The organism is Microbacterium sp. (assembly GCF_003248605.1).
Classification (GTDB): Bacteria; Actinomycetota; Actinomycetes; order Actinomycetales; family Microbacteriaceae; genus Microbacterium.
On record NZ_QFPF01000072.1, the window covers coordinates 1 to 12,813 of the forward strand.

Annotated in this window: 11 protein-coding genes; 5 read left to right on the forward strand and 6 right to left on the reverse strand. The window is 70.1% G+C overall.

All coding sequences use genetic code 11. The annotated features are described in order from the left end of the window. Positions 1–324: 324 nt before the first annotated feature. Entirely contained in the window at positions 325–543 is a 219-nt protein-coding gene (locus tag DI573_RS10305) for a hypothetical protein (protein ID WP_292813663.1), read from the forward strand. A gap of 48 nt (positions 544–591) precedes the next feature. Here DI573_RS10305 and DI573_RS10310 read toward each other — a convergent pair whose 3' ends face one another. The 4 genes from DI573_RS10310 to DI573_RS10325 all read right to left on the reverse strand — a co-directional run bounded on the left by DI573_RS10310 (position 592) and on the right by DI573_RS10325 (position 5,129). Beyond that, entirely contained in the window at positions 592–1,335 is a 744-nt protein-coding gene (locus tag DI573_RS10310; RefSeq protein WP_292813666.1) for a hypothetical protein, read from the reverse strand. Continuing rightward, complete coding sequence (locus DI573_RS10315; protein ID WP_292813668.1) at positions 1,332–2,651, reverse strand: MurT ligase domain-containing protein; 1,320 nt, start codon at positions 2,649–2,651, stop codon at positions 1,332–1,334. Before DI573_RS10315 ends, DI573_RS10310 begins: the two co-directional genes overlap by 4 nt. A 6-nt stretch (positions 2,652–2,657) precedes the next feature. Then, positions 2,658–3,986, reverse strand: a complete 1,329-nt coding sequence (locus DI573_RS10320) for an RNA polymerase sigma factor (RefSeq protein ID WP_292813671.1) — start codon at positions 3,984–3,986, stop codon at positions 2,658–2,660. A gap of 213 nt (positions 3,987–4,199) precedes the next feature. After that, positions 4,200–5,129: a PAC2 family protein gene (locus tag DI573_RS10325; protein ID WP_292813673.1), complete on the reverse strand. Its 930-nt coding sequence runs from the start codon at positions 5,127–5,129 to the stop codon at positions 4,200–4,202. Between the two features lie 123 nt (positions 5,130–5,252). Here DI573_RS10325 and DI573_RS10330 point away from each other — a divergent pair, with 123 nt between their 5' ends. From DI573_RS10330 to sucB, 3 genes are all read left to right on the forward strand, one after another. Then, positions 5,253–6,719, forward strand: coding sequence for a leucyl aminopeptidase (locus DI573_RS10330; protein WP_292813676.1), 1,467 nt, complete (start codon positions 5,253–5,255; stop codon positions 6,717–6,719). Beyond that, positions 6,719–8,092: a dihydrolipoyl dehydrogenase gene (gene lpdA, locus DI573_RS10335; RefSeq protein WP_292813679.1), complete on the forward strand. Its 1,374-nt coding sequence runs from the start codon at positions 6,719–6,721 to the stop codon at positions 8,090–8,092. The genes DI573_RS10330 and lpdA overlap by 1 nt, the downstream gene beginning before the upstream one ends. A gap of 61 nt (positions 8,093–8,153) precedes the next feature. Next, positions 8,154–9,905: a 2-oxoglutarate dehydrogenase, E2 component, dihydrolipoamide succinyltransferase gene (sucB, locus tag DI573_RS10340; RefSeq protein WP_292813682.1), complete on the forward strand. Its 1,752-nt coding sequence runs from the start codon at positions 8,154–8,156 to the stop codon at positions 9,903–9,905. A 72-nt stretch (positions 9,906–9,977) separates the two neighbouring features. Here the strand turns inward: sucB and DI573_RS10345 are convergent, their stop codons facing one another. Next, positions 9,978–11,330, reverse strand: coding sequence for a hypothetical protein (locus tag DI573_RS10345; protein ID WP_292813684.1), 1,353 nt, complete (start codon positions 11,328–11,330; stop codon positions 9,978–9,980). Between the two features lie 144 nt (positions 11,331–11,474). Between DI573_RS10345 and DI573_RS10350 the strand changes: the two genes are divergently transcribed. Continuing rightward, on the forward strand, positions 11,475–12,185 hold the full coding sequence (locus DI573_RS10350; protein ID WP_292813687.1) for a DUF4191 domain-containing protein: 711 nt from the start codon (positions 11,475–11,477) through the stop codon (positions 12,183–12,185). A gap of 5 nt (positions 12,186–12,190) precedes the next feature. Here DI573_RS10350 and DI573_RS10355 read toward each other — a convergent pair whose 3' ends face one another. Continuing rightward, positions 12,191–12,586 carry an RDD family protein gene (locus DI573_RS10355; protein ID WP_292813689.1) on the reverse strand — a complete coding sequence of 132 codons (396 nt, stop codon included), beginning with the start codon at positions 12,584–12,586 and terminating at the stop codon, positions 12,191–12,193. Positions 12,587–12,813 lie beyond the last annotated feature (227 nt).

The window sequence follows — 12,813 nt, forward strand, 5'->3', positions numbered from 1 at the left end:
GCCGAGGGCCTCGTCGACGGCGTTGTCGATGATCTCCCAGAGGCAGTGCATCAGACCCGGCGAGCCGTTCGAGCCGATGTACATGCCCGGCCGTTTGCGCACGGCTTCGAGCCCCTCGAGTACCTGGAGGTGGTGGGCTGAGTACTCGGACGTCACAATCTCCCAGCGTACAAGCGCGGCCTCGACTGCCTGACCCGACACACGGCCGGCGTCGCCCGGCGTACGCGCTGAGCGAAATGTCACCGAATCGCGGCCTGGCCGTAACAAACCCGTGGTTCTATGGGACGATGTCGCACCCGACCAGCGATCCGAGGAGGCACCGAGATGACCACGCTTACGACTCCCACCGAACACGAGATCACCTACCGCCTCAGCGCTGCCGACCGCTGCGACTCGTGCGGTGCGCAGGCCTACATCGCCGCTGAAGTCAAGGGCAGCGAACTGCTCTTCTGCGCACACCACGGGCGCAAGTACGAAGACAAGCTGCGCAGTGTCGCCACGTCGTGGCACGACGAGACGGCGCGCCTCATCGAGGCGGGCTGACCCCATACTCCGCGGATCCTTCGATCCGCCCCGAATCGGCCGTGACGCTCAGGCGTTGCGGCCGATTCGCATGTTCTCGAGCACGATGCGGTTCGCGGTCTCGGCATGCGCATCCGCACGGCTCTGGCGAGGATCGACCTCACCGGCACCGATGCCACGTCGGGCGAAGGCGCGCAACAGCACCTCGTCCGCGAGGCGCGGGTTGCGCGCCAGCACCGGCCCGCGGATGCCCGTGCCGACACAGGCGCCGATGACGGCGCCGTCCTCCCGGCCGCCCGCCACGAGGTTGCCGATGCCGGAGACAACGACGCCCAGCGGCTGCTCGGCGCCCGAGCGCACATAGTCGCGCAGGTGGTACTCGTAGCCCACGAGGCGGCCGAAGGCGGAGTCCACGGCCACGGTTCCCACGCGCCGCTCCGACGCGACGGCCCGTCCGGGGAACACGCCGAGCCCCGGGGTGTGCTCCCCCGGTGCGAGCTCGACCGACGCGCTCAGCAGCTCCCAGCCCAGACCGACGGCGACCAGCGGCACCCCCGCGGCGACCCATCCCGAAAGCTCGCCCTCGAACGATCGCAACGCAGCGAGGATCTCGGCTGCGTCGGCGTCGAACCCCGCCCCGATCGTGATGGCGTCCGGATGCTGCGCCGCAGCATCCGCGGATGTCTCGACGTCGACCACGGTGGCATCGACACCCCGCCAGCGGGCGCGGGCGGCCAGCACCTGCGCGTTCTGCGCATCGCCGTGGATGTCCAGCAGGCGCGGTACGAGTGACGCGACGACGAACCCGCTCATCGCGCGCCCGCCTTCGCCCGCACCTCGGCGCTCGTGAGCCCGTAGTGCCCGCGGATGCGGCGCATGCTGCGTGAGGTGAACACGACGGTCTTGTCTCCTTCGGAGGGAGCCGGCAGAGCGAGGAACGCCTCGAAGGCCCGAATCAGGTCGGTGTCGACCGTTCCGAAGGGCACGCCGTCGTAGGCGAGGCGATTGGCCATCGCGTCGGCCTTCGGCCCGCCGACGATGTCGACGTGACCCAGGGACTCCGTGTGCACCGTCCACAGCCAGGAGGTGTCTTCTTCGGCGTCGCACACTCCGAGGAACACGCGCTCCCGCGCGGGACCGATCGCGTCGATGTTGAGCTGGAAGCTGGCGGTGTTCTGCACGAGCAGGCACTCGATGCGCTGGCCGGCGATCTCGACCGTCTCGCCCCGCCCGAACACGGGCTCGAGGGTCGAGAGTGTGCGGGCCGAGAGCGCCGCGTCGAACGCATCGCCGAAGACGGCGTGCGCCGTCTCGATGGCCGCCGCCGCGTCCACCGCGAAATGCACGCCGCGTGCGGGGAGGGTGACCGGCATCGACGCGCCACCGCGCGTGATCTCGGCATCTCGCCCCGACACCGAGAGGACCAGCGTCCCGTCGCTCGCCGGCATCCGCTCCGGCTCGGTGCGCACATAGCCGAGCCCGTAGGGCTGCGCTTCCATCACCGTCCCGGCGACGCCGAATCGGTGGACGGCGACGCCCCGCTCGCCGGCCTGGACGGCGCGCGCCACCCGCGACAGCGAGGCGTCGTCGGCGTTGAGCACGACCGCCTGCGTGGCGCGTCCGGCGACGGTGCTCAACAGGCGGATCACCCGCTCGTAGGACTCGAACCGCGCAATGTCGTCGAGGTTGATGTTGGTGAGGGTCACGACCCTGGCCGTGTATATCCCGGCGATCTTCGCACCGAATGCCTCGTCCATCTCGAGGACGGCGATATCGGCATGCACCCGCCCGGCCCAGTCGCCCTCATCGAGCACGGCCGAGGTGATGCCCTGGGGCAGGTTCGCCGTCGACGAGTTCGTGAACACGCGCAGCCCGTGCGCGCGCAGCAGAGCCGCGACCATCTTCGTGGTCGTGGACTTGCCGGCCGTGCCGCTGATGACGACGACCCCCTCGGGGAACGAGCCGAGGACGCGCGGCAGCAGACCGGGGCTGATCCGGTTGGTCACCAGCCCGGGCGCGCCGGACCCCTTGCCGCCGCGCACGCGCAGCGCCCACTGCACACCCCGGCCGGCGGCCACGCCCACGGCGTCGCGTACCCGGCCGACGGCGCCCGCGATCGCGCCTGCCATCCCGGCTTACTCCAGGTAGTCGCGCAGCGACTGAGACCGCGACGGATGCCGGAGCTTGGCCATCGTCTTCGACTCGATCTGACGGATCCGCTCGCGGGTCACCCCGAACGTGTCGCCGATCTGGTCGAGCGTCTTCGGCATGCCATCGCCCAGACCGAAGCGCATGCGGATGACACCCGCCTCGCGCTCGCTGAGCGAGTCAAGGAGCGACTCGAGCTGACGCTGCAGCATCGTGAAGCCGACGGCGTCCGCCGGCACGACAGCCTCGGTGTCTTCGATGAGGTCGCCGAATTCGCTGTCGCCGTCCTCGCCGAGGGGGGTGTGCAGCGAGATCGGCTCACGGCCGTACTTCTGCACCTCGATGACCTTCTCGGGGGTCATGTCGAGTTCGCGGCTGAGCTCCTCGGGAGTGGGCTCGCGGCCGAGATCCTGAAGCATCTGGCGCTGGACGCGCGCGAGCTTGTTGATGACCTCGACCATGTGCACGGGGATGCGGATCGTGCGGGCCTGGTCGGCCATGGCTCGGGTGATGGCCTGACGGATCCACCACGTGGCGTACGTCGAGAATTTGAAGCCCTTGGTGTAATCGAACTTCTCGACCGCGCGGATCAGGCCGAGGTTGCCCTCCTGGATCAGGTCCAGGAACTGCATGCCGCGGCCGGTGTAGCGCTTTGCCAGCGAGACGACCAGTCGCAGGTTCGCGCCGAGCAGGTGGGACTTGGCGCGCTGACCGTCCTTGGCCACCCACGTCAGGTCGCGCCCGAGCTGCGTGCGCTTCTCGGCGTCGGAGAGGTGCGAGAGCTTCTCCTCGGCGAACAGGCCGGCCTCGATGCGCATCGCGAGTTCGACCTCTTCGGCCGCGTTCAGCAGCGGAACCTTGCCGATCTGCTTCAGGTAGTCCTTGACGGGGTCGGCCGTCGCGCCGGTGATCGTGGTGGAGTAGACGGGAACGTCGTCCTCGTCGCTCGACGAGATCACGATCGCGCCCGTGGGGAGCGGCTCGCTCACCGGCTTCTTGGGTGCGTCCTCGTCGTCGTCGTCGCCCGAATCGTCGTCCGAGGCCTTCTTCTCGCCCGACGCGGACTCCTCCGACGTGTCATCGTCGGCGGAGTCGTCGGTCTCCTCGACCTCTTCGATCGCCTCGTCGGGGTCGACGTCCTCGTCGTCCTCGGAAGCCGAGGTCTTCTTGCTGGCCTTCGCAGGCGCCGCCTTCTTCGCGGCGGGGGCCTTGGCCTTCGCGGCGGGCTTCTTCGCCGCCGTCTTCGTCGCGGGCTTCGCCGCGGTCACGGTCGCCTCGTCGACGACGTCTTCGGTGGTGGTCCGGGAAGGAGTCACAATTCGCCTTTCACCGCCGCCCCTCGGTCCCTGAGTCGGGGGGCGTCCGGTCGGTTTCGGACACGAGTAAGACCCTTGTCAAGTCCTGCGCAGAGCATTCACCCTTGACAACGGGTCGGATTGTCCATTATCGCACACTGGATGCCGGCTGCCGACACCTGCGGGACTGCCGTTGTCAACGCGGCCCGTCGACTGGGCATTCCCCGGTTCGCGTCAGGAGAGTCCGGTGTGCTTGTCGTCGTCGCCCGCGGGGCGGGACGCGAGGAATCGCTCCAGCTCCGCCGCGAGTTCGTCGGCGCTCGGCAGCTCGACCTCGCCGAACGACGCCGCGCGCAGCGGCGACCCCGCCATATACTGGTCGTAGCGCGACTCGAGGTTCTCGAGCATCGTCGCCAGCTCGTCACTCGCACCGATCTGCTCCTCGACCTTGGACAGGAAATCGAGGTTCGCCTCGCGAAGATCCTCGGAGGGCAGAGCAAGCCCCGTCGCGATGGTGATGCTCTCGAGCGCGGTGATCGCCGCCGCCGGATACTCGGCGTCGGCCAGATAGTGCGGGATGAGCAGGACGAAGCTCGCCACGGGCGTGTCGTGCTCGGAGAAGCGGAGCTCCAGAAGATGGCCCGCCGTCGCCGGCACCTGGGTGTGCGGCTGCCACACGGAGTGGGCGGAGATCAGCTCGGCACGGGTGCCGCTCACCGTGGTGCCGATCGGCCGAGTGTGGGGAACGGGCATCGCGATCGCGTGCACCCAGGTCACCGACGACACGGAGTACCGATCGGCCAGATCGAGGACGGCCGCGGCGAAGGCGTCCCAGCCGAAGTCGGGCTCGTAGCCCGTGAGGGTGAGGAACGCCTTGCCCATGGCATCGTGGGCGAGCGCCAGCTCCAACCGCGGCGGGCGGTAATCGGTCAGATGGTCCTGGTCGAAGGAGATCACGGGTCGCCGCGCCCGGTAGTCCAGGAGCGCGTCGTTCGAGAAGGCGATCACGGCGGAGGTCTCCATCGACTCCCGCAGCACGTCGATCACTTGGGAGACCGCGCTGCCCGCGTCGGTGAAGCCGGTCAAGGCGATCACGAGGGGCAGGCCCGCTGGCACATCCGGCGCGTCGTCCGCATGCGCGTAGAGGGGTCCGAACGAGGGCATCCCCCCACTCTACGAGGCACCCGGCGCGGTGGCTCGGACATGACGCGCGCTGACAGCGAACACGTCGGGCGCTCGGCGCGTGCTCCCCGCCGCCGGGCGCACGCCCGACCTAGGATGGTCCATATGCCGACGCCTCAGCTCTCGCACAGCACTGGTTCCGCACCCGAGATCGAGGCTGACGCGCAGCTGCTCCTCCTGATCCCCTCGCCGCTCGATGAGAAGGCTCTCGAAGCCTGGGCCGGCCTTTTCGACGCACTGCGGGCCGTGGAGTTCGCCGGCGCCGCGGGGTCTTTCTCCCGTGTTCCGTTCGATGGCGCGACGGTCGCCGTGGCGGGGGTCGGTCCCGGGAGGGATGCCGCCGCCTATCGCGACGCCGCGGGCGCCGGCCTGCGTGCGCTGGGAGGCGTCGAGGCGGTCGTGGTGAACGCGCCGGCGGCGCCCTCGGGCGCGTGGCGTGCGATCGCCGAGGGCGCGGGGCTCGGCGCCTATACATTCGCGTCGTACAAGAAGGACGGCGGCAAGCGCCGCGCCTCGACGGTGCGCGTCGTGTCCGATGACGATGTCGCGGACGACGATGTCGCGGCGGTGCAGTCAGTCGTCGACGCCGTCGCGCTGGTGAAGGATCTCGTGTCGACGCCCGCCGACCGGCTCGGCCCGCAGGACCTCGCCGACGAAGCCGTCACCGCCGTGCGCGACCTGCCCGTCGAGGTGACCGTGCTCGACGAGCAGGACCTCGCCGACGGCGGCTACGGCGGCATCCTGGGCGTGGGACGCGGGTCGGATCGACCGCCCCGGCTCGTGCGCCTGGACTACTCACCCGCCACCGCGACACGTCATGTCGCCGTCGTCGGCAAGGGCATCACGTTCGACACGGGCGGGCTCTCGCTCAAGCCCGCCGGATCGATGGTCGGCATGAAGTACGACATGTGCGGCGCCGCCGTCGCGCTGGCCGTCGTGCGCGCCGCGGCGCAGCTTCGCCTCCCCGTGCGGGTGACGTCCTTCCTCTGCATCGCCGACAACATGCCCTCGGGCCGCGCGACCCGGCCGGGTGATGTGCTGACGGCTCTCGACGGTACGACGATCGAGGTGCTCAACACGGATGCCGAGGGGCGGCTCGTGTTGGCCGACGGGCTCGTCGCCGCCTCGCGCGAGCATCCCGATCTGATCGTCGACGTCGCGACGCTGACCGGAGCGATCACGGTGGCCCTCGGCACGCGCCACGCGGGTGTCATGGGCGAGGGCGAGGCGGTGCGGGAATACCTCGAGGCCGCGACCCGCGCCGGCGAGCTCGCCTGGCATCTGCCGCTGCCGGCCCACATGCGAGACGACCTCGACTCCCCCATCGCCGACCTCGTGAACGCCAAGATCGGCGACCCCGCCGGCGGCTCGCTGTTCGCGGGTCTGTTCCTCCAGCACTTCGTGGGTCGTGTCGATGACACGGCGGATGCTGCGCGCATCCCGTGGGTGCACCTCGACATCGCGGGCGTCGGCATGAACAAGGGCGCGCCCTTCGGCGCCACGGACAAGGGCCCGACCGGAGCGACCGTGCGGTCCCTCCTCGCCCTGCTCGAGGGCGAGCGCAGCCGCTGATGGCCGAGCACACGGTCGATCTTGTCGTCCTCGGGGGTGGCAGCGGCGGCTACGCCGCCGCCATCCGGGCGGCGGAACTCGGCTCCACCGTCGTTCTGATCGAGGCCGACAAGGTGGGCGGGACGTGTCTGCACCGCGGGTGCATACCGACGAAGGCGCTGCTTCACGCGGCCGAGGTCGCGGATTCCGTTCGCGGTGCCGCGCATCTCGGACTCGACGCACGCCTGGACGGCGTCGACGCCGAGCGGCTGCGCGCGTATCGAGAGGGAATCGTCGCCAAGAAGTACAAGGGCCTGCAGGGACTGCTTGCGACGCGGAAGATCACGGTCGTGCACGGCCGTGGCGTCCTCGAACCCGGTCCGGCCGTGCGCGTCGGCCACGATCTCTACCGCGGCGCGAACGTCGTCCTGGCAACGGGGTCAGCCTCCCGCACGCTTCCCGGCCTCGAGCCGGGTGGCCGCATCCTGATGAGCGAGCAGGCGCTCGAGCTCGGCGAGATCCCGCGGCGTGTCATCGTGCTCGGCGGCGGAGTGATCGGCGTGGAGTTCGCGAGCCTCTGGCGCTCCTTCGGTGCGCATGTGACGATCGTCGAGGCCCTGCCTCACCTGGTGCCGGGCGAAGACGACGTCCTCGGCAAGGGCCTCGAGCGAGCCTTCCGCAAGCGCGGCATCGAGATGAAGCTCGGTGCGCGCCTGTCGTCCGCCACCCAGAGCGACGACAGCGTCGAGGTCGTGCTGGAGGACGGCACGTCGATCGACGCCGACTACCTGCTGGTCGCCGTCGGACGGCGACCAGTGACGGAGGAGATGGGCTACGCGGAGACGGGAGTCGAGCTCGACGACGGATTCGTGCGCGTCGACGAGAACCTCGCGACCACCGTCACCGGCGTGTGGGCCGTCGGCGACATCGTCCGCGGGGTCCAGCTCGCCCATCGGGGCTTCGCACACGGCATCGCGGTCGCCGAGCGCATCGCGGGACGCACCCCCAGCTCGGTCCCCGACCACCACATCCCGAGGGTCACCTACAGCGACCCGGAAGTCGCCTCCGTGGGGCTGACGAAGGCGCAGGCGATCACGCAGCTGGGCGAGGCCGCCGTCGTCGTCCAGGACTACAACCTCGCCGGCAACGGCCGCAGCGAGATCCTCGGAACCGCCGGCCTGGTCCGGGTGGTGCGCGAGGTCGACGGCCCCGTCGTCGGAGTGCATCTTCTCGGTGCACGCGTCGGCGAACTCATCGCCGAGGCCCAGCTGATCGTCGGGTGGGAGGCCCATCCCGACGACATCGCACCCTACGTCCACGCACACCCCACGCAGAGCGAAGCGCTGGGTGAGGCGTTCCTCGCCCTCGCCGGCAAGCCCCTGCACGCCCTGTAGGCGCGCACCGAATGCGCGTCAGTAAGCTAGAACACAGCATCGTCCTGAAGGAGACACCGTCATGAGCACATCCGTCGTCCTCCCCGCGCTCGGTGAGAGCGTCACCGAGGGAACGGTCACCCGCTGGCTCAAGCAGGTGGGCGACGAGGTCACCGCCGACGAAGGCCTGCTCGAGATCTCGACCGACAAGGTCGACACCGAGATTCCCGCGCCCGTCTCGGGAATCCTCGAGGAGATCCTCGTCCAGGAGGACGAGGTCGTCGAGGTCGGCGGCATCCTCGCCACCATCGGCGACGGAAGCGCAGCTTCGGGCGATGCTCCCGCCCCGGCGGAGGCGGAGCAGCCGTCGGACGAGGCTCCCGCAGAGCCAGAGCAGCCCGCAGCCGCCGAGCCGCCGGCTCCCGAGCCCGAGGCACCCGCGGCCGCCGCTCCCGCCGCGGCCTCGGATGATGCCACATCGGTCGTTCTTCCCGAGCTCGGCGAGAGCGTGACCGAGGGAACGGTCACCCGCTGGCTCAAGCAGGTGGGCGACGACGTCGCCGTCGACGAGCCGCTGCTCGAGATCTCCACAGACAAGGTCGACACCGAGATCCCCTCCCCCGTCGCCGGCACGCTGCAGGAGATCGTCGTGGGCGAGGACGAGACCGTCGCCGTCGGCGCGGTCCTCGCCAAGATCGGCAGCGGTGCGCCCGCCAAGGCCGCCGAGCCCGCAGAGCCCGTCGAGCAGCCCGAGGCGCCCTCGACCGAGAAGCCCGTCGACGAAGACGTCCCTGCCGCCGAGACGAGCGAGAAGGCCCCCGAGCCGGAGCCCGCTCCGGCCGCGGCGGCCCCCGCGGCGTCCGCTCCCTCCGAGCCGGCGGCGCCCGCACCCGCACCCGCCGCGGAGGGCGACGACGAGCGCTCGTACGTCACGCCGCTGGTCCGTCGCCTCGCGGCCGCACAGGGCGTCGACCTCGCGACCGTGAAGGGAACCGGTGTCGGAGGACGTATCCGTAAGGAGGACGTGCTCCAGGCCGCGGCCGCAGCATCCGCACCCGCACCCGCACCCGCTGCCGAGACGCCGGCCGCCCCCGCCGCGCCGAAGCTCGAGGTGTCGCCGCTGCGCGGCACGACACAGCCCATGTCGCGTCTGCGCAAGGTACTCGCCGAGCGCGCCGTCGCATCGATGCAGGCGACCGCGCAGCTGACCACCGTGATCGAGGTGGATGTGACCCGCCTCGCCGCGTACCGCGACAGTGTGAAGGCCGAGTTCCTCGACAAGACCGGCGACAAGCTCTCGTTCCTGCCTTTCTTCGCGCTGGCCGCGGCTGAGGCTCTTCAGGCCTACCCGGTCGTGAACGCCACCGTCGACGGCACGGACATCGTCTACCCCGCGAGCGAGAACCTCTCGATCGCGGTCGACACGGAGCGCGGCCTGCTCACGCCCGTGCTGCGCGACGCGGCCTCGAAGAACCTCGCGGAGATCGCGCACGAGATCGCCGACCTCGCCGGCCGTACGCGCAACAACAAGCTCAAGCCCGATGAGCTCTCGGGTGGAACGTTCACGCTGACCAACACCGGTTCGCGCGGCGCGCTCTTCGACACCCCCGTGGTGTTCCTGCCGCAGTCCGCGATCCTCGGCACGGGCGTGGTCGTCAAGAAGCCGGGTGTGGTGAAGGTCGACGGCGTCGAGGCCATCGGAGTCCGCTCCTACGTCTACCTGGCGCTCTCGTACGACCACCGCATCATCGACGGTGCCGACGCCGCGCGCTTCCTCAGCGCGGTGAAGACGCGTCTAGAGGCCGCGGACTTCGCCGCATCGCTCGGCATCTGACATCTCCTCACGAAGGCGCGGTCATCCCTCAGGGGAGGCCGCGCCTTCGGCGTCCGCGCATGTGTCTCGCCCTCACGGGAGACGCTGGGTCTCGGTCACGTCTCGGATGCGCCAGCCGCCGTCGCGGATCACGAGCACGACGAGCTGGGCCGGCATCGTCTCGGCGAGGTCTCGAATTCGCAGCACGGCGACGCCGCCGAGGTCGTCGAGCAGCTCGATCGCGCGGGTGTCGGGGGCGAGGTCCACGGCACCGGCCGGCAACAGGGTCTGCGCGGGCTGCTCGAAGACGCCCTCGAAGCACTCCTGCGCATCACCCGCTCGGGTGCAGTCGGCGCGCTCACGAAGCAGGCCGTCGAGAGCGGCGACGGGGTCCTGCGCCGCCTCTGCAAGACCGGTCGGCCCCGCGGGCTCGGACACGGCGGTCGCACCATCAGGGTCCATCGGAGCGCTCGAAGGGCCGGGAACCGGGTCCGAGCGCGGCGAGGTCGTCTCGAGCGATCCACGGTCTGCGGACTCGGCGGGGTCGGGGGGCACAGGCCACAACAGGCCGCCCGCCACGACGACGGCGGCGGCGGTGGCCGCCGCGACGATCCACGGCATGCGCCTGCGCGCGACGAGTTCGCTCCCCCGCCGCCGCGTGCGGTCGACGGCATCCGACATCAGATCGCCGAGTCCCTCGTCCACATGTCGGCGCAGCATCCGCCGGACCAGTCCTGCAAACCCGGCGGGCGCGGCGTCCTCGACGACGGGGGCCGTGACGTCACCGCGCGGCCGGAGGCCCGTCACGCGGCGCGGGGTGAGCTGTTCGCGGTCGAGGGCCCTGGCCTGCCCGAGGGCGAAGACAGCGGGCTCGAGAGGCGCCACGTCCGCGCCCTCCGCGATCGCGGAGGCGAGCCGCTCGACCACGGCCGCACCCGCGTCGAGGTCGCTGGTGTGCGCGATCTCTCTCAGCACGGATGTGGTCGCCTCGATCGCGGGCGCCGAGCCGACGGCATCCCAGACCAGAACCGGCATGCCCTCGTCGGTGAGCCACCAGGCCGCCCCGCGCTCGGGCGTACGGCGGGCATGATCCCAGCCGCGCAGGAGGCTGGCGGCGAGCGTCACGATCTCGCCGGCGCTCAACGGTGCCGCGCCCGCAGCACGCCGGGAGAGGAACGCGGTGATCGATTCGACGCACCACGGCAGCACCGCATCGTGACCGTCCGGGCGCCTGGCGATGTCTCGCGCGGCCAGCACATGGACGTTGTCGTCCGCTCCGCGCCACGCGGGCATGACCTGGATGTCGACGAGGAGCACCGCCTGTTCTCCTTCTCGGGCCAAGACCGCCGGGAAGGGTGTCTCCGGAGGCACGAGCGAGCGCACGGGTCGGTAGGCGCCGGCGAAGACCGGCGAGGGCGAGGGGGCGGCTACGCGGTCGTGATCCACGTCGCCAGCGTCTCAGTACCTCCGCGTCGATCGATTGAACCGGCTGTGCGTGGAGGACGACAGCCGCCTCACCCCCGCTGGGGAGGAGCCGACGGCGCGGACTCGGGCCGATCTGCGGTGCGCGGCGAAGGTAGGCTGGATGTCATGGCAGCACGCAGCACGGCGCCCGAGAAGCGCCCGGGATTCTTCTCTCAGATCCGAAGCCTCTACTCCTTCACCCAGCAGGAGTTCCGCTTTCTGCCCTGGCTGCTGATCGGCATCCTCGTCGTCGCGATCGGCCTCGGCATCCTTCTGGGCTTCCTGATCCAGCCGGTGCAGTGGTGGACCGTGCTGCTCTGGGGGATCACCGGCCTGCTCGCGGGCGTGCTCATCTCGCTGATGACGATGACACGCCTGTCCACCAGGGCGATGTACGTCAAGCTCGACGGCATGCCCGGAGCGGTCGGACACGTCATCTCCACATTCCTCGGTCGTGGCTGGACCGCCTCCGAGATGCCGGTGGGCGTGAACCCCAAGACGCAGGATGCCGTCTACCGGGTCATCGGGCGCGGCGGCGTCGTGATCATCGGCGAGGGCGCCAAGGGGCGTCTCTCCCGCCTCGTCGGCGACGAGCGCTCCAAAGTCACCCGGGTGGCCCATGGCGTTCCCGTGCACGTCTTCTACATCGGACACGGTGACGGAGAGGTGCCCATCAAAGACCTCGCCAAGACGATCAAGTCGCTGCCGAAGAAGCTCGACAAGGCCACGATCGGCGCCGTCATCAAGCGCGTCGACTCGATCTCGCAGGGCCTGAACTCCCTTCCGATCCCGAAGGGGATCGATCCGACGAAGGTGCGCGCGCCCCGTCCGCGCTGAGTCCGTCAGGACCTGACGAGCACCGTCCCGGCCGCCTTGTCGTGCAGGCCGCGCTGGTCCGCGTCCCAGATGACCGCCGGGATCACGACGATCAGCAGCGCCGTACGCAGGATGGGACGCCACAGCCCCACCCATCCGCCGCCGACGCGCTCGAGGCGCAACCCGAAGATGCGGTGCCCGGGGCTCCCCTGCAGCGTGGGCAGGAAGGCGATCTGGATCAGTCCGAAGATCGCGAGGATCGCGAGCGGGTCGAAGGCGAAGAAACCGGAGATCAGATACGCCGCGCCGTAGTCGATGAACAGCGCACCGACACGTCTGCCCAGCCGGGCGACCGAGCCCGCACCGGTACGCGGGAGACCCAGTCTGCGGCCGGGAAAATCAGCGGGTTCGATCGACGTCACCACGCCAGCGTATACAGCGGCGCGTAACATGCCGGAAACATAGGCGTCACTGCCGGGCAACGCCCCGTCGATAGGTTTCCAGGGAAGCCCGCACACGCGGGCGGCAGTTCCCGAATGCCCTACCTCTGGAGACTCCATGTTCAGTGATTCATCCGAGGTGCTGCGGTTCATCAAGGACGAGGACGTCAAATTCCTCGACATCCGTTTCACGGATCTTCCTGGTGTGC